The following is a 22,364-nucleotide window of genomic DNA, read 5'->3' as shown; positions in this document are numbered from 1 at the left end:
ATTTGGTGGTGGCCCCGCCCGTACGAGGGCGGGGCCACCAGTGCGTTCTACCGCGACGGCAGAGCGCTCAACACGCCGCTCGGTACCGGGGCGTAGCCGGTGGCCCGGCTGGTGAAGGTGCCCCGGCCCTGCGTTCGGCTGCGCAACCGGGAGGCATAGCCGAACAGTTCGGCCAGCGGCACGGTCGCGGTGATCACAGCCGTGCCTGCCCGGGTGGTCGAGCCCGATATCCGGCCGCGCCGTGCCGCCAGGTCGCCGAGGACTCCGCCGACGGCGTCTTCGGGCACCGTGGCCGTGACCTCGGCCACCGGTTCCAGCAGCACCATCGCGCAGGCGCGCAGTGCTTCCCGCAGAGCGAGCCGACCGGCCGTACGGAACGCCATCTCCGAGGAATCCTTGGGATGGGTGGCCCCGTCCGTCAGGGTGACCCGCAGCCCGGTGACCGGGTTGCCGCCCAGGGGCCCTTCAGCCAGAGCGTCCCGGCATCCGGCCTCCACCGCCCGTACGTACTCCGCCGGCACGCGTCCGCCGACAACACTCGAGGCGAACGCGAACGCGAAGGCGACCGCACTGCCGCCGCCGTCGAACTCTGCGGCGTCCAACGGCTGTGCGTCGAGGACGACATGGGCGAACTGCCCGGCGCCACCATCCTGCTTGACATGGCGGTACACCAGCCCGGACACCCCACGGGAGACCGTCTCCCGGTAGGCAACCTGCGGCCGGCCGACGCTGACATCCAGCCCGTGCGCACGACGCATCTTCTCCGCCGCGACCTCCAGATGCAGCTCGCCCATGCCGGACAGGACCGTCTGACCGGTCTCGCGGTCGGTGCGGACCCGCAGCGACGGATCTTCCTCGACCAGTCGTGCCAGCGCCGACACCAAACGGTCGGTGTCGATGCTCCTGCGGGCCTCCACCGCCACGGAGACCACCGGATCGGCCACCGTCGGCGGTTCGAGGATCAGCGGCGCCGCGGGTGCGCACAGCGTGGCACCGGTGCGTGCCGCCTTCACTCCGACCACCGCGACGATGTCTCCGGCCACTGCCCGTTCCACCTCCGCGTGCCGGTCCGCCTGCACCCGCAGGATCCGGCCGACCCGCTCGGTGCGCCGCGCCTGCACGTCCAGCACCGCCTCTCCTCTGCTGATCGTTCCCGAATACACCCGCAGGTAGGTCAGCCGTCCCGTGGCGGTCGCGTTCACCTTGAACACGAGCGCGGCGAACGGCTCGGCCGGGTCGGCGGCCCGCTCCTGCTCCGAGCCGTCGACCGTGCCGCGTACGGCCGGTACGTCCAGCGGCGAGGGCAAATAGGCCACGGCAGCGTCCAGCAGCGGCTCGATCCCGCGGTTGCGGTAAGCCGATCCGCACAGCACGACCACGGCGTCACCGGCGAGTGTCAGATCCCGCAGCGCCGCCGCCAGTGTCTGCGCGGAGACCGTCGACTGTGCACAGAACTCCTCCAGGGCGATCGGGTGGAGTTCCGCCACCGCCTCCTCGAGCAGCCGGCGGCGCCGGCGTGCCTCCTCCTGCACGTCCTGCGGTACGGGACCGTCCTCGAAGGTGTCACACCCGTCGGACCAGACCAGCGACCGCATACGGAGCAGGTCCACCACGCCGGTGAACCCGTCCTCCTGACCGATCGGCAGCTGGACCACCAGCGGAACCGTATGCAGCCTTGCCCGGATCGACTCGACCGCCCGGTCCAGGTCGGCGCCGGTACGGTCCAGCTTGTTGACGAATGCGATACGCGGCACCCCGTGGCGGTCGGCCTGTCGCCAGACCGACTCGCTCTGGGGCTCGACCCCGGCGACGGCGTCGAACACCGCGATGGCGCCGTCGAGCACGCGCAGCGAGCGCTCCACCTCGTCGGCGAAGTCGACGTGGCCGGGAGTGTCGATCACATTGATCCGGTGACCGTCCCAGTCACAGCTCACCGCAGCAGCGAAGATCGTGATCCCGCGATCTCGCTCCTGCGAGTCGAAGTCGGTGACGGTCGTACCGTCATGGACCTCGCCTCGCTTGTACGTCGCGCCGGTGACATACAGGATCCGTTCGGTGACGGTGGTCTTGCCGGCGTCGACGTGGGCGAGGATGCCCAGATTACGGACGCCGGTGAGCGGATTGTCGAAGTGACGGTTTTCGGTGCGCACAACTCTGGCCTTTCAGGAATGACCGACAGCAAGTCAGCGCGATTTCCCGGACGGACCACGACCTGCACTCAGGTCAGGCACGAACCCCTCAAGGCGGCGCAACGTCCCATGATGTTTCCGAGGGCGTTGGTTCAGGCCGAACAGACAGGGGGTCAGGTGTTCGTCGCGGAGATCCGGCGTGGGCCGCGCAGCCGACGCCGGACAGACGAAGACACCAGGATCACCTCGTACCGTGACGGGGGAACAACGACAGCGGTGCGGTCACGCACGGCCCGGCTCCCCTCACTCGTCAAGGCGCGCGCTGCGATCTTGTAGCGCGCGATTCCTGGTGAGTGTAGGGAACTTGGTGGGGCGGGAGCACGGAGTTTTTTGCGACCGGCCCAGTCTTCGCCGCCGCGCGCCCACCCACCCGGTCTTGAACACTCGCGCGAACGGCGCCCGAGGGACTCCATGGCGAGGCAGACATCGTGTCCCGGGGGCCATACGGGCGACCGGCGGCGCCGTTGGCGCAGCCGGGCGCGACGGGAGAGCACGAACAGGGCAATGCTGTCCCCCACTGTTCTCCGAAGAGGAAGGTTTCTCCATGCTGGAGCGTTCCCGCCGCAAGAACGACACAGAGATCACGTTCGTCATCCCCTCGGACCAGCCTTGCGGCCAGGTCAGTGTCGTCGGCGACTTCAACGACTGGCAGCCCGGCGCCCATCCTCTGGTGGCGAGGGAGGACGGCACCCGCGCCGTCACCCTCAACCTGCCTCCTGAGCACAGCTACGGATTCCGCTATCTGGCAGCCGGCGACTACTGGTTCGACGACGAACACGCCGACGCCCACGACGGCCACAACAGCATTCTGCACACCTGATCCCCGCCGCCCACTGTCCCCGCCGCCGCGAAATCGCGGGGGCGGCGAAGTCCGGCCACCGTCGGTAGGTGGCCGGGAATCGCCCGCGAGGCGGGCGCCCAGCTGGGCCGGCCTCTCCCGCCCCTCGGCGTCGCCGGCCGCCCGGCCGCCGAGCGCCGTCACCTGCGGGTCCGCCCCGGTGCCGTCGGCACCACCGGGGAACAGCGCGTGCAGGCCACCGCACCGCCGCGCCGCCGACCGATCCGTCACCGCCCTGGCCCACGGCGTTGAGCGCCGCGGCTCACAGCCTTGTCAGGGCGTGGCCCCCCGGCGGTCCTGGATGCGGCGCCAGGGCTGGTCGGCCTCCAGCGCGAATGCGATGTCCAGCAGCGTGCGTTCGTCACCGTTCCTGGCGGAGAACATCACCCCGATCGGCAGGCCGTCCTCGGTCGCCATACGCGCGGGCAGGGAGATCGCGGGGCTGCCGACCACGTTGTTCAGCGGGGTGAAGGCGACGTAGGAGGTGAGCCGCTCGATCAGCGTCTCGTACGGCACACCGGGGCTGAGGTGGCCAAGGCGCGGCGTGGTGTGAGCAAGGACCGGCGAGAGGACGAGGTCGTGGTCGCGGAAGGCCGCCGCGTACGCCTTGCGGGAGCGGCCCAGGCGGCGCAGCACCGCCGGAGTGCTGCCCAGCCGGCGCCGGTAGTGGTCGCGCAGGCCCCGGCTGAGACCGTCCATGCGGCGCCGGTCGAAGTGGCGGTCCAGCCGCTTGCCCGTCGCGCCCACGAGGAAGGACAACAGGCCCCAGTAGGTGATGAAGTCCTCGGCGAAGTGTTCGTCCACCACCATCCGTACCGGCTCCACGGTGTGGCCCAGCTTCTCCAGCGCGGTCGCGGTGTCCGTCACGGCAGCGCGGGTGGCGGCGTCCGTGGTGATGCCGGTCGGGGAATCGAGCAACAGGCCGATGCGCAGACGGCGTTGTGACGGGCCCTCGACCAGGCCGAGCGGTGGCAGCTTCGGGTTGCGCCAGTACTGCTCCGCGGCAGCGAAGAACGCGGCGGTGTCCCGTACCGACCGGCTCAGGATCCCGTCGCTGACCAGGTTGATGGGCAGGGTGCGGCCCTCTTCGTTGGCGACGAGCCTGCCGCGGGTGGCCTTGAGGCCGACAAGCCCGCAGCAGGCTGCGGGGATGCGGATGGAGCCGCCGCCGTCGTTGGCGTGCGCGATCGGCACGGCGCCGGCGGCCACGAGCGCGGCGCTGCCGCCCGACGAGCCGCCTGCGGAGTGCCCCGTGTGCCAGGGGTTGCACACCGGTGGCGCGTTCTCGTACTCGGTCGTGGCGTTGAAACCGAACTCCGGCAGCCGGGTCTTGCCGAGCACCGTCACGCCGGTGCTCAGGAACTGCCGGGCGAACGGCGCGTGCCGCCGCGCGGGCCGCGCCACGTACGCGGAGCTGCCGAAACCCGTGGGCAGACCGCGGTAGTCGATGTTGTCCTTGATGAAGGTCGGCACCCCCGCGAAGGTCCCCGGCCCGCCCGTGGCGGAGGCCACGGCCTGCTCGTACGCCGGTACCTGTACGCCGTGCAGATCCCCGCCGACCTTCCGCACCCGCTCCACGGCGGCCCGCGCCACCTCGGCCGGATCGGCTTCTCCGTCGCGGATCAGCCGGGCCAGGCTCACGGCGTCGTGCTCTCCCAGCACGTCGTCGCCAAAGGCATGGACAACGGTCGCGCTCAGGGGATCGCTCACACAGGCCTCCGCGGTTGTCGGGACGCAGTCAACGCTATGCCGCGCAGGCGTCGGCCACAACGAGTCCCCAGCCTCTTGGCCGATGGCGACTGCAGCGGGCACCCAGCAAAGGCACCGGAACCGGCACCGATCGACCGTGCACCGCCTCGGATAGGCTGATATGTGCATAACGGCACCCGAAAGCTGCACCCCACCGGAAGATCGCCAGGGAGTGGTCGGCAGGCAGAGGCCCCCACCCCCCGGTGTGAGGTCATCGCGTGGACACACACCAGTCGACGAGTGATGTGCCGGACCACCCCCTGTCGGCGGTCGGATACGCGGGTGTGCTCCGTGACCTGCTCCCCATCGCACTGTGGCGGGCGGATGCGCAGGGCCGCGTCGTGGAGTGGTCGCTCGCCGCCCGGGAGCTGCTCGGCTACGCGCCGGAGCAGCTGCTGGGCCAGTACGGGATTCCTACGCTGGTCCCCGAGCCCAAACGGGAGCTCGCCGATCAGCTGACGCAGAAGGTCATGGCCGGTGAGGCGGTTGTCGGAGCCCTCCCTCTGGTGCACCGCGACGGATACCTCGTGCCGATGGAGATGTGGATCTGCCCGAGTGCGGATCCGCAGGGCGGCACAGGCATTCTGGCCATCGCGGTGGAGACCTCGGCGGTACTGAGAATGCGCGATTCGCTGGCGGCCATGGAAGGCCTGTTCACCCAGTCCCCCATCGGTCTGGCCATGTTCGGCCCCGATCTGCGCTTTCTGCGGGTCAACGACGCGCTCGCGCGAATGAATGGCGTCTCCGCGGCCCAGCACCTCGGCAAGCGGCCGGCCGAGATCACACCGGGAGTCAACGCCGCCGCGCTGGAGATGGTGATGCAGCAGGTGCTGGACCGCCGCAAGGCGGTGGTCGACGTACGCCGCACCGGTCGTACCGCGGGCGATCCCGATCACGACCGGACCTGGTCCTGCTCCTATGCTCCGCTGCTCGGCAACGACGGGCGGCCGCTTGGACTGATCGGTTCCCTGATCGACATCACCGACGGGCAGCAGGCGCAGGCCGAGGCCGAGCGGGCGAGGCAGCGCTTCGCCCTGCTGGCCGAGGCCGGCGAGCGCATCGGTACCACCTTGGACCTGCGCCAGACCGCCGAGGAAGTGGTGCAGGTGCTGGTGCCCCAGCTGGCCGATTCGGCCGACGTACAGCTGCTGGAGGCGGTGCTCGACCCCGATGACGCCGCCGCATCCACCCAGGGCGTCGTGCGTCGTATGGCGGCCGCCTTCCCCGACCCGTCCGCCCCCACCGCGAAACTGGCGCCGGGCATGACCTTCCAGGTCCCCCTCGGCTCTGTGTACGAGCAGGTCATCGCGGACGGGCGCCCCATGAACCTCTACCAGGCCGACATCCCCGAGCTGATCCCCGATCCGCAGGCCGAGCGGCTGCGGGCCTACCTCAGTGCCCGCATCGGGTGCGCGCGGCTGATCCCCGTGGTGGCCCGCGGCAAGGTGCTCGGCGCGGTCGTGGTGACGCGTACCCGCAGCCGTGAGCCCTTCGACGAGCAGGACTGCGTACTCATGGACGAACTGGTCGCCCGGGCGGCGCTGAACATCGACAACGCCCGCATGTACACCAGCCAGCGGGAGGCGGCCCTCACTCTGCAGCGCAGCCTGACGAACTACGCGCTGCCGGACGTGAGCGGCCTGGAACTCACCGGGCGCTACCTCCCCGCCAGCGACCACGAGGTCGGCGGCGACTGGTTCGACGTCATCACCCTGCCCGAGGGCAGGACCGGTCTTGTCATCGGGGACGTCATGGGGCACGGAATCCATGCGGCGGCGGTCATGGGCCAGCTGCGCACAGCGGTGCGAACGCTGGCACGCCTCGACATCCCCCCGGCTCAGATGCTCCGCTCCCTGGATGCCGCCGTGGCCGATCTGGGCGAGAACGAAATGGCGACATGCGTCTACGCGGTCCACGACCCGGCCGCCGGCGGCTGCCTGATCGCCAGGGCGGGCCATCCGCCCCCGGCGCTGGTCGACGCCCGGGGGGCGATCGCGTTCCTCGACGGCCCCTCGGGTACGCCCCTGGGAACGGGGGGACAGGACTTCCGGACCGAAGAGGTGCCCCTGCCCCCCGGAAGTCTGCTGGTGCTCTACACCGACGGCCTCATCGAAGCCCGCGACAGAGACCTCGACCAGGGCATGCAGGAACTCGCCCAGGCGCTGCGGAACCTCGACCTCCCTCTGGAGGAGATCTGCGACCGCGTCCTCGGCCGGCTGCTGCCCTCCGCGGCGCAGGACGATGTGGCGGTGCTCCTGGCGAGAACTCTGCCTCGACCGGCGCCGGTGAGGAATCACCCCGAGCCCTATCGCATGGGCGGTCCCGCCCGGGAAGTGCCAGGGTGGTAGTGATGGACACACCGGTGACGACGTTCAGCGAGGGCCCGGACGACCCGTTCGCGGTGCGGCGTGCCGCCTGCGGGGTGCTGGACGACCGCGGGAGGGTCGTCGGCTGGAGCGAGCGGGCCGAGGAGCTGCTCGGCTATCCGCCCGAGGAAGCGCTCGGGCGGCCGGCGGTCGGTTTCCTGCTCGATCCCCGCGACTACGAGGTCGTCATGGACGCGGTGGCGGAATGCGTACGGGACCTGGGGTGGTACGGGATCGTGCCCGTCCGGCACCGCGACGGCCGTCGCATGGAATTCGGCTGTCGCGCCAGGGTCATCGCGAGGGGCGACGACTCCCCACGCGAGTGGTTTCTCGTCGGTGCGCCGGCGGAGGAGGTGATCCAGTGGGAGACGGACCGGTCGGTCCTGGACGGACTCTTCCGCCGCTCCCCCATCGGTCTGTCCGTCCATGCCCCGGACTTGTCGATCCTGCGGGTGAACCGGGCGATCGCGAGGTTCAGCGAGATATCGGTCGAGCAGCACCGCGGGCTGCGTACCAGCGACTTCCTGATCCAGCAGGACACCGACACGGTGGAGAGGCAGTTGCGGGAGGTCCTGGAGACGGGCCAGTCGTCGATCTTCACCGAGCAGCCCGCCCGTCTGCGGCGGGATCCCGGCCGTGAACTGGTCGTATCGGTATCGGCGTTCCGGATGCACGACTCCTCCGGGCGGATCCTCGGGGTGACGCAGACGGTCGAGGACGTCACCGACCGCTACCGGGCCCGGCGCCGCCTCGCCCTGCTCAACGAGGCCAGCGCCCGCATCGGAACCACGCTGGACGTGGCGAAGACGGCGGACGAACTGGCCGGGGTGGCGGTCCCGGACCTCGCCGACTGCGTCTCCGTGGACCTGCTGGAGCCGGTGACCCGCGGCGAAGAGCCCACTGAGGGAGGAGTGCTCGGCCCCCTGCGCCGGACGGCGGTCCGCAGCGTTCTGTCGGACACGGCGGAGGTGATGTATCCGCTGGGACACACGATTCACATCCCGCCGGAAACCATGCAGGCGAGGTGCCTGGCCGACCGGCGTCCCATCCTCGACGCGCATCTGGAGGGCGCCAACACGTGGCTCACCATGGACCCGGACCGGGCTGAGCGCGCTCGCGCACTGGGCATCCACTCGCTGATGGTGGTGCCTCTGGTGGCGCGGGGACTCGTGCTCGGCCTGATCAGTATGTGGCGGTCCCGGCGGCTCGAGCCGTTCGAGGCGGACGACCTCACTCTCGCCGAAGAGTTCGCCTCCCGCGCCGCCGTCTGCATCGACAACGCGCGCCGCTACACCCAGGAGCACCAGGCGGCACTGACCCTGCAGCACAGTCTGCTCCCGCACGAGGTTCCCGGGCACCCGGCGGTCGAAATCGCCCACCGTTATCTGCCTGCCGACGCCACGACCGGTGTCGGCGGCGACTGGTTCGACGTCATCCCGCTCTCCGGGCTTCGCGTCGCCCTCGTCGTCGGCGACGTGGTCGGCCACGGCATCCACGCAGCCGCCACCATGGGCCGGCTGCGTACTGCCGTACACACCCTGGCGAATCTCGACCTCACCCCGGACGAGGTCCTGTCCAACCTCGATGATCTGGTGGACCGACTGGCCGCCGAGCAGGAGCCGACCGATGAACGTTCCCCTCAAGTCGTCGGCGCGACCTGCCTGTACGCGATCTACGACCCGGTCTCCCGGCACTGCGCCCTGGCCCGGGCCGGCCACCCGCCGCCCGCGGTGGTGACCCCGGGCGGGCAGGTCCACCTCCTCGACATCCCCGCAGGTCCGCCGCTGGGCCTGGGAGGGCTGCCGTTCGAGGCCGCCGAGCTGCAACTGGCCGAGGGCAGCCTCCTGGCCCTCTACACGGACGGCCTCATCCAGGGCCGGAAGCGAGACGTCGACGAGAGTCTGGCCGATCTGTCCGCGGCGCTTGCGGCACCCGCCCGCTCGTTGGAGGACACGTGCAGGGCGATCGAGGTCGCGCTGCTGCACGACCGGCCCACCGACGACGTCGCCGACGACGTGGCTCTGCTCATCGCCCGTACCCGCGTCCTTGCGGCGGAGCAAGTGGCCACGTGGGAGCTGCGCGTCGAGCCCACCGCCGCCGCTCGGGCCCGGGCGCTGGTGGCGTCCCAACTGGCCCAGTGGGGACTGGACGAGATGGCCTTCACCACGGAGCTGATCGTCAGCGAGCTGGTCACCAACGCCTATCGGTACGGCGGCGGGCCGATCACCCTGCGGCTCATCCGTGACGGCCACCTCATCTGCGAGGTGTCCGACACCGGCAGCACCTCACCGCACCTCCGCCGGGCCCGATCCACCGACGAGGGCGGCCGCGGACTCTTCCTGGTGGCCCAGCTCACGGAGAGGTGGGGGACGCGGTACACGCGCGACGGCAAGACGATCTGGACCGAGCAGCCGGTATGAGGGCCCATATTTGCATGTCTATGCACCAAATGGCATACTTTTGCCATGCATAGCCCTCTACCCGAGGAACATGACTTGATGAACACCGGAGCCCACCCCAACGCTCCTGCCCCCCGCGCGAACATCGCCTTGGCTCGCGACTGCGACGAGTGCCGCGGCTGGGGGAGCGTGGTGAACGATGGCCGCTACCAGCTCTGCCCCTTCTGCCAGGACCTGACCGCCTGAGCACGGACCCCGCCACCGATTCGCTGTGGCCTCAGGCCGCGACGGCCAGCCGCCCGCGGGAGGGCATTGTCGTGATGACAGGCCGATGCGGCGGAATGATCTCACCGCCCGGCAGCAGCTCACCGGTGTCGTCAAAGACGACCGTGCCGTTGCACAGAAGGCTCCAGCCCTGCTCGGGATGCGCGGCGATGACGCGGGCGGCGTCACGGTCGGGATGGTCGGCGGTGGGGCATGCGGGCCGATGTGAACACATCTCACGTCTCCGATTCTTGATCGTCCGGTACTCGCTGATCCTTGCTGCTGGACTTGGCTTCGCGGGTCTCACGCATGATGGTGCGCTCTGTTCGTACCGCTTGTGTCACTGGATGTGACCGGGCCGGAAACGAGAACTCACCGGCCCGCGGCGGTCGTTGTGCGGCATTCCTTCGTACGCGACAGCCTGGCACCCGGATCTGACACAGCCCTGGCACGGCACCACCGCCCGCCTCGCCACGATGAAAGGCGGAGCGGGATCAGTCGGTGTCGAGACCGTCGATCAGGCGGTTGAGGAACCGGGCGAAGGTGGCTTCGGGGGCGAGTGGGCGTCCGGGGGCGGAGAGGGCTTCGGCGAGTTCCGGATGGTGGCCGTCCGCGGCGACGGCGGCGAGGTAACGGGCTTCGGCTGCGGCTCGGTCCGGAGAATCCGAGGCTGCGGCCTGCGCGATCTCATGCCCGACGTGTCCGGCCACGAATGCTGTGAGCTGGGCGAAGATTTCCACCTTCGCCGCACCGTCCAGTCCGGTGGGCCGCAGGGCGGCGAGCGCGCGTTCCAGGAAGGCCAGGGTATGAGGGCCGGGGACGCGGCGGGTGGACAGGGCGACGGGCAGCCAGGGGTGTCGCAGCATGAGGGCGCGCTGGAGGTGGGCGATGGCCTTCAGGTCGGCGCGCCAGTCGCCGACGGGCGTGCTCGCGGTCGGCAGTTCGCCGCTGACGTGGTCGACCATCAGGTTCAGCAACGTCTCCTTGTCGGGGGCGTAGCTGTAGAGCGACATGACGCCGGCTCCGACCTTGGCTGCGACCCGCCGCATGGTGACTGCTTCGAGCCCCTCCGTGTCCGCCAGGGCGACGGCCGCCGCGGTGATGGCCTCTCGGCTATGGACAGGCTTGCGGCCTCTGCGCGGCTGCACAGGGCGCAGCCAGAGCTGCTGGGGGTCGATGCCCGGGGCGCCGGCTGCTCCGTCGCGGGGCATGGTCCACGCTCCTCTTCCTGATCACGGCGAACCTCGCGGGCCTCAGTCAAGCATCCTCTATTATCGTACACCGTACGGAAATGCAGGGGGGGGAACGATGACATCACGCACGCACGGTCCTGTTCCGAGGCCGACCTGGGCACCGCCTCCAGGTAAACCACCGTTGGCCTCACGGATGATGAGGGCGATGTGGCGCCGCCTGCCGGCCAAACTGCACGACGTCGGGTGGGAGCCGGGGCAGGTGGTGCCGGCCGCCGACGGCAGCCCGCTGATCACGGACCACTACTTCCCGCGCGCAGAGGGCGACTTCCCCACCCTCCTGGTGCGCTCGCCGTATGGCAGGGGCCTGCCGTGGTCCCCCATGTACGGTCTGCTCTTCGCCGAACAGGGTTTTCACGTGGTCCTGCAGAGCTGCCGCGGCACCGGCGGTTCGGGGGGTACGTTCGACCTGTGGCGCAACGAGGGCGCCGACGGCCGGGCCACGGTGTCCTGGCTGCGCGAGCAGTCCTGGTTCAACGGAACACTGGGAACCGTCGGCCCCAGTTACCTGGGCTACGTCCAATGGGCCCTTGCCGCGAACCCGCCGCCAGAACTCAAAGCGATGGTGGTGCAGGTGGGCCTGCACGATCCCCACGCCCTGTTCCACGCGGACGGTGCGCTACGCCTGGAGAACGCGCTCGCTGTCTGCGCGGGTATGACCTACCAGCACCAGGGCATGGCACCGTTCCTGAGGGCGACACTGCGCCTGCAGCGCCGCCTGCGCGATGTCACCACCGCGCGGCCACTTCGCGGGGCGTACGTGTCGGCCATGGGGGGCGAAGTGCCCTGGCTGGACGACGTGATGACACACCCGGACGCCAAGGACGCGTACTGGCGCGGCGCGTCGTTGGCTCAGTCGGCGGAGCGGCTCCGCGTGCCCACGAGTCTGATCACCGGATGGCACGACGCGCTGGCCGACCAGACCTTCGAGCAGTACGAACGGCTGCGTCAGGCCGGATGCGAGACCGCCCTGCTCGTCGGCCCCTGGACCCACACCTCCGCCCTGCAACAGGGATGGCCCGAGGTGTTCGCCGAGAGCCTCGCCTGGCTGCGCGCCCACCTGTACGACGATCCCTCCGGCCTCCGTCCCACAAGGGTGCGCGCGCACATAGGCGGCGAAAACGTCTGGCGGGACCTCGACGACTGGCCACCGGCCACGGCCGTCAGCCCGTGGTTTCCCACCCCAGAAGGGCATCTCACCCAGCAGGGTCCCACGGACTGCGCACCACTGACGTCGTTCCGCTACGACCCGGACGACCCCACCCCCTCCCTTGGCGGCCCTCTGCTCTCCCGCACCGCCGGTCCTCGCGACAACAGCACCCTGGAGGCGCGGGAAGACGTACTGACGTTCACCGGCCCCCCGCTGACCGAGCCCGTGGACATCCTCGGGCCGGTCTGCGCGCGGTTGAGTATCTCCACCGACACCGGTCATGCCGACGTCTTCACCCGCCTGTGCGACGTGGACACACAAGGCCGCTCCGTCAACATCTGTGACGGGCTGGGCAGGCTGCGGACGGACGGGCAGGAGCCGTCGCGGATCACCGTGCCGATGAGCTCCACCGCCCACCGCTTCGCCGTCGGCCACCGCATACGCTGGCAGATCAGCGGAGGCGGCCATCCGCGCTACGCCCGCAGTCCCGGCAACGGGGAGTCGCCGGTGGACGCCACCACCTTCACACCGGTGCGCATCACGCTCCGCACGGACTCGGCGCTGATGCTGGCGATGCATGCCCACAGTTCCGGCCTCAGCCCTGCGGGGAACGGCTGACGAGCCAGACAGCCCGGCACCGGACAGGTGCTCACGACGCAGGTGGAAGTACCGGGGGCGGGCCGGCCGTGGTGACGCCCGTACGCGGATTACTCGTCTTCCGCCGCGGGCCGGTCCACCAGGCGGTCCCAGTCCAGCGAGCTCGAACCCTCGCCCCGGCCGGTCGAGCGCCGGACGCCGTACCAGATCACGACGCGTCCGTTCGGCATGCGGGTCCGGTTGTAGGCGGCGCAGAGCCGGGTCCCCGCGCGTGGTACCTCCTCCTCGTGTACGAAGTACGGCTGCCCGGCGCTCAGGCCCTCGGCCAGCAGCGTGGTCCGCGGCCGCACCGGCACCGGCGGCGCCGTCGTGCCGTCGAGCACGCGGGGCATGGCACCGCGCTGCAGCTGGATCTCCCGGTTGTCGCCGGGCACGTGCACCGGGATGAACGGGATCCAGTTCTCCGGCACCGTGTTCATCGCCTCGTACGCGATCGGCGCCGACGGGGCCGGCGGCGTGTGGGGAGGGGCGAGCAGTCGACGGTGAGCCAGAGGCGGATGCCACCGCGGCCCGTGGAGCGCGGCAGCGTGTGGCGGTATCCCTCGAACGCGCCGTCCAGCGCGGCAAGCTCGACCGCATCGCCGCCGAAGACGCCCTTGGCCGGCTCGTCTTCACCGGCAGCCTCGACGATCTGGCCGACCGTCAGCTCGTCGTCGAGGCCGTCATCGAGAGCGCCGACGCGAAGGCGGAAATCTTCGCCGCCCTCGACAAGATCGTGGAGGATCCGGAAGCGATCCTCGCCACCAACACCTCCTCCATCCCGGTCATGCGCCTGGGCATGGCCACCCACCGCGCCGACCGGGTCCTCGGACTGCACTTCTTCAATCCGGTACCCGTCCTGCCCCTCGTGGAGTTGGTGGCGTCCCTCCACACCGCCCCGGAGACCGTCACCGCCATCGAGGAGTCCGCCCGCGACACCCTCGGCAAAACCGCGATCTGCTCCCAGGACCGGGCCGGCTTCGTCGTCAACGCCCTGCTGATCCCATACCTGCTCTCGGCGATCCGCATGGCCGAATCGGGCTTCGCCACCGCCACCGACGTGGACACGGGCATGGAACTCGGCTGCGCCCACCCCATTCGGCCCGCTGAAGCTCGCCGACCTGATCGGCCTCGACACCGTCGCCTCCATCGCGGAGTCGTTGTACGAGGAGTTCAAAGAACCGCTCTACGCACCGCCGCCACTGCTCCAGCGGATGGTCGAGGCAGGACTCCTGGGCCGCAAGACCGGCCGGGGGTTCCACACGTACGACCGGGGCTGAGGGGCCCGGTCCGCAGGCGGCGGCGATGGAGTCCGGCTTGTCTGCCCTACACCGGCAACCCCGTGTAGTTCTCCGCCAGTTCCGCCGCCGCGTGCCGCGAGTGCGCCACGCGGTGCAGCTGGGACAGCTGCAGACGGGTGTCGAACGCGGACTGCGCCGGATCCGTGTGGAGCATCGTCGTCATGGAGTACGAGAAGTGTTCCGCTCGCCACACCCGGCGCAGGCACGTGTCGGAGTAGGCGTCGAGCAGTTCCGTCGAGCCCGTGTTCTGCTCGTGGATCAGCGCGCGGGCCAGGACGATGACGTCGGATGCCGCCAGATTGAGGCCCTTCGCGCCCGTCGGCGGGACGATGTGAGCCGCGTCCCCGGCCAGGAAGACGCTGCCGAAACGCATCGGCTCGGTGACCGAACTGCGCATCGGCAGAACGGACTTGGCAGAGACCGGGCCTCTCTCCAGCTTCCAGCCGGGGTCGGTGTCGATGGCGAAGCGGGCGTCCAGCTCGTCCCAGACACGTTTCTCCGGCCAGTCGGCGGGATCGGTGTCGCTCGGGACCTGGAGGTACAGGCGGCTGACGGCGGGCGACCGCATGCTGGCCAGGGCGAAGCCCCGCTCGGAATGGGCGTAGATCAACTCGTCGTAGACCGGGGGCGCTTGGGCGAGAATCCCGAGCCAGGAGTAAGGATGGATCCGCTCGTAGGTCGTGCGGAGCGACTCCGGGACGGCGTTGCGCGTCACCCCGTGGAAGCCGTCGCAGCCCACGACGTAGTCGCAGGTGAGATTCTGCTCCCGTCCCTCGTGGAGGTAGCGGATGAGCGGCCGGTCGCTGTCGGCGTCCTCCACGGAGCACACCTGGGCCTCGAACAACAGCGGTCCGCCGTCGGTGAGCTGGCGGGCTATCAGGTCCTTGACCACCTCGGTCTGCGGGTACACCGTCACGCTCCTGCCACCCGTGAGGGCGAGGAAGTCGAGCCGGTGGGCGCCGCGGTCGAAGCGCAGCTCGATGCCGTCGTGGACCATCCCCTCGCGGTCCATGCGCTCGGCGACTCCGGCGGAGCGCAGGGCGTCCACGGTGCCCTGTTCGAGGATGCCTGCCCGCTGGCGGTTCTCGACGTGGGCCCGGTCGCGTGATTCGAGGGTCACGCTGTCGATGCCGGCGTTGCGCAGCAGCCGGGCGAGCAGTAGTCCGGCGGGGCCTGCGCCGATGATGCCGACGGTGGTGTGCATCAGCAGCCTTCTTTCCGGGGGTGGTTCACATTCTGCCCCCCATCTCCGGACACTGATGTGCGTACTGCCATGACGTCGCGGGCGCGGTCCCGGCCGGCCCGCCCGGGCGAGTACCCGCCCGGATACGGCTATCCGGTCACTTCTCCAGTACGAGTGCCAGGCCTTGGCCGACACCGATGCACAGGGCGGCGATTCCGGTACCGGAACCTGCCGCGGCGAGCTGGTGGGCGACGGCTCCGGTGATGCGGGCGCCCGACGCGCCGAGCGGATGGCCGATGGAGATGGCCCCGCCGCGCGGGTTGACCACGGCCGGGTCAAGTCCTGGCCACTGTCCGATGCAGGCGAGCGCCTGGGCCGCGAACGCCTCGTTGAGTTCGAGCGTGTGCAGGTCCCCGAGGCCGCGTCCGGCCTTCTTGAGCGCGCGGTGGACCGCTTCGACGGGTCCGGCTCCGAAGTACTGGGGCTCGATGCCGGTCACGGCCGTGGCGCCGATCCTGGCCAGTGGCTCGCGGCCGGTGGCGCGCAGGCCGTCCTCATCGGTGAGCAGCAGAGCCGCGGCGCCGTCGTTGAGCGGTGAGGAGTTACCCGCCGTGACGGTGCCGCCCTGACGGAAGACGGGCTTGAGCTTGGCGAGGGCTTCGGTCGACGTGGTGTCGCGGATGCATTCGTCGCGGTTCAGGTCGACGCCGTCGACCACGGCGATTTCCGCGTCGTACAGTCCCGCGTCCCAGGCACGCGCGGCCTTTTGGTGGCTTTCGAGGGCGAAGGCGTCCTGTGCCTCGCGGTCGATTCCGTAGCGGTCGGCGACCAGTTCGGCGCCTTCGCCGAGGGCGACCGTCCACTCCTTGGGCATGCGCGGGTTGACCATGCGCCACCCAAGCGTGGTCGAGAACATCTCCTGGTGGCCCGCGGGGAAGGCGCGTTCGGGCTTGGGTACCACCCAGGGCGCGCGGCTCATCGACTCGACGCCGCCCGCGACGGCGATGGACGCGTCCCCGACGGCGATGGCCCGGGCCGCCTGGATGACCGCTTCCATGCCGGAGCCGCAGAGCCGGTTGACCGTGGCGCCGGGCACGGTGACGGGGAGCCCGGCCAGCAGCACGGCCATGCGGGCCACGTCGCGGTTCTCCTCCCCCGCGCCGTTGGCGTTGCCGAAGAAGACGTCGTCGATACGGGCCGGGTCGAGGTCGGGCGTACGGGAGACGAGGGCGCCGAGCACATGGGCTGCGAGGTCGTCGGGGCGTACGCCGGACAGGGCGCCGCCGTACTTGCCGATCGGCGTGCGGACGGCGTCGACGACATAGACATCACGAAGGCGGTCGGTCATGTCAGCTCCTGGTGCGGGCGGAGGGTGATGGCGGTCGGGGGTGTCAGCTGGTGGAGAGGGGAATGTGGACGGGCGCGGCGGTCTTGTCCCGTACCTCGTCGGGAGTGACCCCGGGTGCGGTCTCGACCAGGTGCAGCCCGTCCCCGGTGACGTCGAGGACGGCGAGGTCGGTGATGATGCGGTGCACGCAGGCTTTGCCGGTGAGCGGCAGGGTGCACTCCTGGACGATCTTCGGTGAGCCGTCCTTGGCCGTGTGGCCGGTCAGGACGATGACGCGGCGGGCTCCGTGGACCAGGTCCATGGCGCCTCCCATACCCTTGATCATCTTGCCAGGGACCGTCCAGTTGGCGAGGTCGCCGGTGGCGGAGACCTGCATCGCACCGAGGACGGCCGTGTCGATGTGGCCGCCGCGGATCATGCCGAAGGAGAGTGCAGAGTCGAAGAACGCGGCTCCGGGCCGGACGGTGACGGTCTCCTTGCCCGCGTTGATGAGGTCGGGGTCGATCTCGTCGGGTGCCGGGTAGGGCCCGACGCCGAGGATCCCGTTCTCCGAGTGGAGCACCACATCCACGCCCTCGGGAAGGAAGCCCGGGACGAGCGTGGGCAGCCCGATGCCGAGGTTGACGTACGAGCCGTCGGTCAGCTCGGCGGCCGCGCGGGCAGCCATCTCGGCTCGTGTCCAGGCCATCAGCCTCGTACCGTCCTCTTCTCGATCTGCTTGTCGGCGGCCTGCCCGGGGGTGAGCACCACCACGCGCTGGACGAACACCCCCGGCAGATGGACGGCATCGGGGTCGATCTCGCCGGGCTCGACGAGTTCCTCGACCTCGGCGATGGTCACGCGGCCCGCCATCGCGGCGAGGGGGTTGAAGTTACGGGATGTCTTGCTGAAGACGAGATTGCCGCAGCGGTCGCCCTGTGCGGCCCGTACGAGCGCGAAGTCGGTGGTGATGCCGTACTCGAGGACATGCTCGAGTCCGTCGAAGGTGCGGATTTCCTTGGCGGGGCTCGGCTTGGCCACCCGGCCGTCCGCTGCGTACCGGCGGGGCAGACCGCCGTCGGCGACCTGGGTGCCGACTCCGGCGGGGGTGAAGAAGGCGGGGATGCCGCAGCCACCGGCCCGCAGCCGCTCGGCGAGAGTGCCCTGGGGGACGAGCTCGACCTCCAGCTCGCCACCTAGGTACTGGCGGGCGAATTCCTTGTTCTCGCCGATGTACGAGCCGGTGACGCGGGCGATGCGGCCCGCGGCGAGCAGGGTGCCGAGCCCCGCGCCGTCCACCCCGCAGTTGTTGGAGACCACCTGCAGCCCGTGGACACCGCGAGCCAGGAGCGCCGCGATCAGTGTGTTGGGCACACCGCTGAGCCCGAAGCCGCCGACGGCCAGTGAGGCGCCGTCGCCGATGTCGGCGATCGCCTCGGCGGCGCTCTGCGTGGCTTTGTTCATGGAGGGGGTCCTTGTCACCGGCCGAGAGAACCTGCGGGGTGTCCTTGTTCGCCAGATGAACTACAGTTCACTTCTACTCGGGAGTGTGCGTTCACCAGCCACGCAATGTCAACGGCTGCACGGAACGCCGAGGGCCCCGGAAGGACCCCCTCCACAACCGCACGGAGGGCCGATGGCCGTCACGACGCCGACCAACGACACGGCACCCGCCGAAGCCGTAGGGCCGCTGATGCGCGGCATCTGCGTGCTGCGTGACATCAGCGAGGCCGGCGGCCTGATGACCGTGAGCGAGCTCGTACGATCGACCGGCCTCGCCCGCTCCACCGTCGACCGCATTGCGGCCACCCTGGCACGCATGGGCTATCTCCGGCTCGACGGCCACCGCGTCGTCCTGGCGCCGCGCCTCATGGAACTCGGCAACGCCTATCTGGCCGCGATCCGGCTGCCGGGACTGCTCGGCCCGCTTGCCGAGAAGCTTGCCGCCGAGGTCGACGAGTCCGTGTCCCTGGCGGTGCCCGACCGTGACGGCGTCCGCTTCGTCCATCAGACCACCCGGCGCCGGGCCATGTCCCTCACCTTCCGCATCGGGGATCTGCTGCCCGCCGAACGCACCGCGCAGGGAACGGTGTTCGCCGCGTACTGGAGCGAGGAGGAGTGGGCGCACTGGCACGGGCGGCGGACAGCCGATCCCTTCCTGCCCGCTCTGCCGCCTCCCCACGCGGCCGGGGACGCGCCCGCCTTCGAAGAACGCGCCGCCGAGGCACGCGCGCAGGGCTGGGCCGCGGACGACCAGCTGATCGAGCCGGGACTGATCGCCCTCGCACTGCCGGTCCGGGCCCCCGACGGCGAAGTGGTCTGCGCCGTGAGCCTGGTGAGCCACACCAGCCGCCACAGCGCCGAGTCGCTGCGGGAGTCACTGCTGCCACGGGCGCGCGATGCCGTTGCCGCGATGGAACAGCGCCTGAGTCACCCGGCAGACGAAGAGCGGGCCGACGAGCCGCCCGCCGGTGGACTGGCCGACTGGACCAGCGCCTCCAAGCAGGAGCTCGGCGCGGAGTTCGTGGAGTCGCTCGCGCGCGGCCTCACGGTGATCACCGCCTTCGGGGAGGGCAGGGCGGAACTCACTCTCGCCGCCGTCGCGGAGGCCACCGGTCTCGCCCGTGCCACTGCCCGGCGCGCCCTCATCACGCTGGAGCACCTGGGGTACGTGGAAGGGCGGGAGCGGACCTTCCGCCTCACCCCGAGCGTGCTGGCGCTCGGCTGTCCGCCGCTGTCGCACACCACACTCTCCGAGATCGCCTCGCCCCATCTCCTCACCCTCGTCCAGCAGGTGCACGACTCTGCTTCCCTGGCCGTGCTCGACGGCGACGCCATCCAGTACACGGCCCGCGTTGCCACCGGCCGGATCATGAGCGTCAACATCCAGATCGGTACGAGATTTCCTGCATACGCGGCGTCCATGGGCCGCGTCCTGCTGGCCGGCCTGCCACCGCAGGAACGCGCCGACCGGCTGGAGCGCACCGAACGGCGGGCGCTGACACCCCGGACCGTCACCGGCCTGCCGGAACTTCGAGCGGTCCTGGAGCGCGTGGCACAAGAGGGGTACGCGCTGATCGACGAGGAGCTCGAGGAGGGCCTGCGCTCACTCGCCGTACCGGTGCGCGATCTTGACGGAAAGCCGGTCGCGGCCGTGAACGTCGCCATGCACAGCAGCCGCCGCACGGTTCAGCAGTGCCTGGCTGAAGTCCTTCCCGAGCTGCGGGCGACCGCCGCCGGGATCGAGGCCGACCTCCACATCGCGGGGCGCTTCACGAGGATCCCGACGGCCTGAGCCGGGCCTTGGGGCGCGCCTGCGGGGACACTCAGGGGGTCGGGATACCGCCGGGGCGGGCCGGGCGGCCGAAGCGCACCGGGACGCCCGGCGAATACAGCACGCTCACCGGCTCTCCCTCCGGTTCGGGCAGTCCTGCCGCCCTCACCAGGTCCTCGTCGCACTCGATGAGTTCGCCGTGGTGAAGGGGCCAGCGCGGATGCGTGTTGGGCAGGTATACCGACCGGCCGAAGAACGTGTTGTGCATGCCCCAGCGGGCGGTCAGGAAGTGTTCCAGCTCGCTTGGGTTCTCGACCCGCTCACCGATCCGCAGGGCAATCCGGCTGTGCGCGCCTCGCGGCCCGGGCCAGCGCCGTGTGCTCGTGTAGGTGAGCACGTCGCCGTCCCGCCGGATCGACATACGAGACCACAGGTACGGCAGCCGGAATGCCGCTCGTGCGACAGCCACCGGGATCAGCCGGGAGGCATCGAGCGACCGGAAGACCACCCCGCGCCGCCCATGGGCATCGCGCGAGTAGAGACGGACGTTGGTCTCGGGAAACGTGCCCAGGTAGGGGACGCCGGGCAGGCGGAACCAGCCGACGCGGTGCATCCGGAAGGCGACAAGTCCGACGTAGGTGACCCCGTGGAGAGTGTCGGGAGTCGTGCCGGGCGGCAGGAGCGGTGCCACGTCCGCAGGGTCGGCGGCCCAGTGCAGGAACGCCAGGTCCAGCCAGGACTGGGTGAGCAGGGGGCTCACCTCGGGGTGCGGTGAGTCCGCCGTTATGGACTGGGGAGGACGTGGTGTGTGCAGCACCCTGTCAGGATCTCAGAGTCCCCCTATGCAGCCGGGCGCCAGGGTCGCGGCCCGGCTCCTGGCCTGCGCCTACTGCAGTGCATGCACCGCCGCTCTGAACGCAGCCGGCAGGCGGTGGGCCGCGGGAACGATCAGGCGTGCCGTGCCGGGGTACCGGGCGGCTCGCAGCAGACCCTCGGTGAGCAGACGGTGGCGCCGGGTCAGCCGCGCCCACTGCGCGGGGTAGTCCTGAGGACGGTCGGCGGCCAGACATCGAACGGCGGCCGCGGCCGTCGCAAGCGCCAGGGCGACACCCTCACCCGTCAGGGCATCGACATAGCCGGCCGCGTCACCGACAAGCACTACCCGCCCGGACCACTGGGTCCGGGCCCGCTGCCGCAACGGTCCGGCGCCGCGTACGGAATTCGCCTCCCGGTCCCGGAGCAACTCGGCGAGTACGGGAAATCCCGCCATGTGCTCCTCGTAGGAGCGACGGTGGCGGCTGAGCACGGCGACCCCGACCAGGTCGTCACCGACCGGCGTCACGTACGCCTCACCGTGGCGGGACCAGTGGACTTCCACGAAATCGGCCCACGGCGGGATGCGATAGTGGCGCCGCAGGCCGTAGCGACGGTGTCCTGCTCCCCCGGGACCGTCCAGGCCGAGCGCGCGGCGCAGCGGTGAGTGCAGGCCGTCGGCGGCGATCAGCCAACGCGCCGTCAGCCCCCCAGCCCTGACCCGGTCGTGGCTCTGGTGGATCTCCCCCACCTTGCCCGGCACGATCTTCACCCCGACGTCCAGGGCCCGTTGATACAGGGCGTCGTGCAGCTCCGTCCGCCGTACGCCGAGCCCAGGGCGGTCCCGGAACGTTGCCTCCGCACGACGGGCACCGTCGAGGTAGCGGATCCCGCGCAGTTCACGGCCCGACACGTCGACACCCAGCGAACGCAGCGCCGCCACACCGCTGGGCATGATTCCCTCGCCGCACGCCTTGTCGACGGGAGCGGGGCGCGGCTCGACGACCACGGCTTCCATCCCCGCCCCGGCGGCATGGATCGCGGCCGCCAGGCCGGCCGGGCCTCCGCCCGCGACCAGTACGTCGATCACGTCCGCACTCCCCCGGCTGCCGCGAGAGCCAGAGCCCCGTCCTCGCACCGGATGCGGACCGCCATGAGCACGGAATTGAGCGCCGTGAAGGCGAGGGCGGTCACCCACGCACCGTGGACCAGTGGCAGGGCAAGCCCCTCGGCGGCGACCGCGACATAGTTGGGATGGCGCAGCCATCGGTAGGGCCCGCCGGTCACCAGGGGCAGACCCGGGACGACGATGACCCGGGTGTTCCACTGACGTCCGAGCGTACGGATGCACCACCAGCGCAAGGCCTGGGCGGCCACGACCACGGCCACCATCGTCCAGCCGAACAGCGGCAGGAACGGGCGGCCGGCCAGCCGGACTTCGGCCAGGCAGCCCGCCAGCAGGGCGGTGTGCAGGGCGACCATGGCGGGGTAGTGGCCTCTGCCGGTTTCGATGCCGCCACGTGCCCGGCTCCAGCGGGTGTTGCGCAGCGCCACGGCGAGTTCAGCGAGTCGCTCGGCCGCGACAGCCAGCACCACGGCGGTGTACCAGATCATCGGTTTCTCCG

Annotated in this window: 18 protein-coding genes and 2 pseudogenes; 8 read left to right on the top strand and 12 right to left on the bottom strand. The window is 70.5% G+C overall.

The genetic code is table 11. From position 1 onward, the window contains the following. Positions 1–47: 47 nt before the first annotated feature. Complete coding sequence (fusA, locus tag OHA61_RS37875; protein ID WP_406306924.1) at positions 48–2,150, bottom strand: elongation factor G; 2,103 nt, start codon at positions 2,148–2,150, stop codon at positions 48–50. A gap of 583 nt (positions 2,151–2,733) precedes the next feature. Between fusA and OHA61_RS37870 the strand changes: the two genes are divergently transcribed. Both OHA61_RS37870 and OHA61_RS37865 read left to right on the top strand, forming a co-directional pair. Next, positions 2,734–3,009: an isoamylase early set domain-containing protein gene (locus OHA61_RS37870; protein WP_324988494.1), complete on the top strand. Its 276-nt coding sequence runs from the start codon at positions 2,734–2,736 to the stop codon at positions 3,007–3,009. Positions 3,010–3,081: 72 nt separating this feature from the next. Continuing rightward, a pseudogene (locus tag OHA61_RS37865) lies at positions 3,082–3,268 on the top strand (type III effector protein); the annotation flags it as partial. Between the two features lie 32 nt (positions 3,269–3,300). On the opposite strand, the gene OHA61_RS37860 reads toward OHA61_RS37865, so the two are convergent. After that, a complete protein-coding gene (locus OHA61_RS37860; protein ID WP_406306923.1) occupies positions 3,301–4,737 on the bottom strand; it encodes an amidase in 1,437 nt (478 codons plus the stop codon). A gap of 257 nt (positions 4,738–4,994) precedes the next feature. On the opposite strand from OHA61_RS37860, the gene OHA61_RS37855 reads away from it, so the two are divergent. The 3 genes from OHA61_RS37855 to OHA61_RS37845 all read left to right on the top strand — a co-directional run bounded on the left by OHA61_RS37855 (position 4,995) and on the right by OHA61_RS37845 (position 9,787). Continuing rightward, positions 4,995–7,124 (top strand): SpoIIE family protein phosphatase, encoded by a 2,130-nt coding sequence (locus tag OHA61_RS37855; protein ID WP_406306922.1) that lies wholly within the window; start codon positions 4,995–4,997, stop codon positions 7,122–7,124. Positions 7,125–7,126: 2 nt separating this feature from the next. Next, a complete protein-coding gene (locus OHA61_RS37850) occupies positions 7,127–9,562 on the top strand; it encodes a SpoIIE family protein phosphatase (protein ID WP_406306921.1) in 2,436 nt (811 codons plus the stop codon). 78 nt (positions 9,563–9,640) lie between these two features. Then, a complete protein-coding gene (locus tag OHA61_RS37845) occupies positions 9,641–9,787 on the top strand; it encodes a hypothetical protein (RefSeq protein ID WP_406306920.1) in 147 nt (48 codons plus the stop codon). 31 nt (positions 9,788–9,818) lie between these two features. Here the strand turns inward: OHA61_RS37845 and OHA61_RS37840 are convergent, their stop codons facing one another. Beyond that, positions 9,819–10,040: a DUF5999 family protein gene (locus OHA61_RS37840; protein ID WP_361910560.1), complete on the bottom strand. Its 222-nt coding sequence runs from the start codon at positions 10,038–10,040 to the stop codon at positions 9,819–9,821. Between the two features lie 259 nt (positions 10,041–10,299). Beyond that, positions 10,300–11,016, bottom strand: coding sequence for a TetR/AcrR family transcriptional regulator C-terminal domain-containing protein (locus OHA61_RS37835; RefSeq protein WP_406306919.1), 717 nt, complete (start codon positions 11,014–11,016; stop codon positions 10,300–10,302). Positions 11,017–11,194: 178 nt separating this feature from the next. Between OHA61_RS37835 and OHA61_RS37830 the strand changes: the two genes are divergently transcribed. After that, positions 11,195–12,823 carry a CocE/NonD family hydrolase gene (locus OHA61_RS37830; protein ID WP_406307606.1) on the top strand — a complete coding sequence of 543 codons (1,629 nt, stop codon included), beginning with the start codon at positions 11,195–11,197 and terminating at the stop codon, positions 12,821–12,823. Positions 12,824–12,912: 89 nt separating this feature from the next. Here OHA61_RS37830 and OHA61_RS37825 read toward each other — a convergent pair whose 3' ends face one another. Continuing rightward, a complete protein-coding gene (locus tag OHA61_RS37825) occupies positions 12,913–13,281 on the bottom strand; it encodes a hypothetical protein (RefSeq protein WP_406306918.1) in 369 nt (122 codons plus the stop codon). Positions 13,282–13,391: 110 nt separating this feature from the next. Between OHA61_RS37825 and OHA61_RS37820 the strand changes: the two are divergent. Further along, positions 13,392–14,121 (top strand): annotated as a pseudogene (locus tag OHA61_RS37820) (3-hydroxybutyryl-CoA dehydrogenase). Between the two features lie 46 nt (positions 14,122–14,167). Here OHA61_RS37820 and OHA61_RS37815 read toward each other — a convergent pair. From OHA61_RS37815 to OHA61_RS37800, 4 genes are all read right to left on the bottom strand, one after another. Further along, entirely contained in the window at positions 14,168–15,346 is a 1,179-nt protein-coding gene (locus OHA61_RS37815) for a 4-hydroxybenzoate 3-monooxygenase (RefSeq protein WP_406306917.1), read from the bottom strand. Between the two features lie 136 nt (positions 15,347–15,482). Then, a complete protein-coding gene (locus OHA61_RS37810; protein ID WP_406306916.1) occupies positions 15,483–16,673 on the bottom strand; it encodes a thiolase family protein in 1,191 nt (396 codons plus the stop codon). 43 nt (positions 16,674–16,716) lie between these two features. Beyond that, positions 16,717–17,361, bottom strand: a complete 645-nt coding sequence (locus OHA61_RS37805) for a 3-oxoacid CoA-transferase subunit B (RefSeq protein WP_406306915.1) — start codon at positions 17,359–17,361, stop codon at positions 16,717–16,719. Beyond that, positions 17,361–18,116, bottom strand: coding sequence for a CoA transferase subunit A (locus tag OHA61_RS37800; RefSeq protein ID WP_406306914.1), 756 nt, complete (start codon positions 18,114–18,116; stop codon positions 17,361–17,363). The genes OHA61_RS37805 and OHA61_RS37800 overlap by 1 nt, the downstream gene beginning before the upstream one ends. Before the next feature lie 172 nt (positions 18,117–18,288). Between OHA61_RS37800 and OHA61_RS37795 the strand changes: the two genes are divergently transcribed. Beyond that, positions 18,289–19,947, top strand: coding sequence for an IclR family transcriptional regulator C-terminal domain-containing protein (locus OHA61_RS37795; protein WP_406306913.1), 1,659 nt, complete (start codon positions 18,289–18,291; stop codon positions 19,945–19,947). Positions 19,948–19,978: 31 nt separating this feature from the next. Here the strand turns inward: OHA61_RS37795 and OHA61_RS37790 are convergent, their stop codons facing one another. The 3 genes from OHA61_RS37790 to OHA61_RS37780 form a co-directional block, all read right to left on the bottom strand. Then, a complete protein-coding gene (locus tag OHA61_RS37790; protein WP_406306912.1) occupies positions 19,979–20,743 on the bottom strand; it encodes a YqjF family protein in 765 nt (254 codons plus the stop codon). 69 nt (positions 20,744–20,812) lie between these two features. After that, on the bottom strand, positions 20,813–21,829 hold the full coding sequence (locus OHA61_RS37785) for an NAD(P)/FAD-dependent oxidoreductase (protein WP_406306911.1): 1,017 nt from the start codon (positions 21,827–21,829) through the stop codon (positions 20,813–20,815). Next, the gene (locus OHA61_RS37780) at positions 21,826–22,353 is read right to left on the bottom strand and encodes an isoprenylcysteine carboxyl methyltransferase family protein (protein ID WP_406306910.1); all 528 of its coding nucleotides are present in this window, start codon (positions 22,351–22,353) and stop codon (positions 21,826–21,828) included. The genes OHA61_RS37785 and OHA61_RS37780 overlap by 4 nt, the downstream gene beginning before the upstream one ends. Positions 22,354–22,364 lie beyond the last annotated feature (11 nt).

This window comes from Streptomyces sp. NBC_00885 (genome assembly GCF_045207475.1).
In the GTDB taxonomy this organism is placed as follows: Bacteria; Actinomycetota; Actinomycetes; order Streptomycetales; family Streptomycetaceae; genus Streptomyces.
Note: the sequence above shows the minus strand (reverse complement) of the source record. Positions and strands in the feature narration are given on the sequence as shown.

Bases quoted from the DNA above. Each gene is read 5' to 3' on its own strand.
- OHA61_RS37825 (WP_406306918.1), bottom strand. From the start codon at position 13,281: ATGAACACGGTGCCGGAGAACTGGATCCCGTTCATCCCGGTGCACGTG.
- OHA61_RS37800 (WP_406306914.1), bottom strand. From the start codon at position 18,116: ATGAACAAAGCCACGCAGAGCGCCGCCGAGGCGATCGCCGACATCGGC.
- OHA61_RS37815 (WP_406306917.1), bottom strand. From the start codon at position 15,346: ATGCACACCACCGTCGGCATCATCGGCGCAGGCCCCGCCGGACTACTG.
- OHA61_RS37795 (WP_406306913.1), top strand. From the start codon at position 18,289: ATGGCCGTCACGACGCCGACCAACGACACGGCACCCGCCGAAGCCGTA.
- OHA61_RS37845 (WP_406306920.1), top strand. From the start codon at position 9,641: ATGAACACCGGAGCCCACCCCAACGCTCCTGCCCCCCGCGCGAACATC.
- OHA61_RS37840 (WP_361910560.1), bottom strand. From the start codon at position 10,040: ATGTGTTCACATCGGCCCGCATGCCCCACCGCCGACCATCCCGACCGT.
- OHA61_RS37850 (WP_406306921.1), top strand. From the start codon at position 7,127: ATGGACACACCGGTGACGACGTTCAGCGAGGGCCCGGACGACCCGTTC.
- OHA61_RS37830 (WP_406307606.1), top strand. From the start codon at position 11,195: ATGAGGGCGATGTGGCGCCGCCTGCCGGCCAAACTGCACGACGTCGGG.
- OHA61_RS37835 (WP_406306919.1), bottom strand. From the start codon at position 11,016: ATGCCCCGCGACGGAGCAGCCGGCGCCCCGGGCATCGACCCCCAGCAG.
- OHA61_RS37870 (WP_324988494.1), top strand. From the start codon at position 2,734: ATGCTGGAGCGTTCCCGCCGCAAGAACGACACAGAGATCACGTTCGTC.
- OHA61_RS37805 (WP_406306915.1), bottom strand. From the start codon at position 17,361: ATGGCCTGGACACGAGCCGAGATGGCTGCCCGCGCGGCCGCCGAGCTG.
- OHA61_RS37780 (WP_406306910.1), bottom strand. From the start codon at position 22,353: ATGATCTGGTACACCGCCGTGGTGCTGGCTGTCGCGGCCGAGCGACTC.
- OHA61_RS37810 (WP_406306916.1), bottom strand. From the start codon at position 16,673: ATGACCGACCGCCTTCGTGATGTCTATGTCGTCGACGCCGTCCGCACG.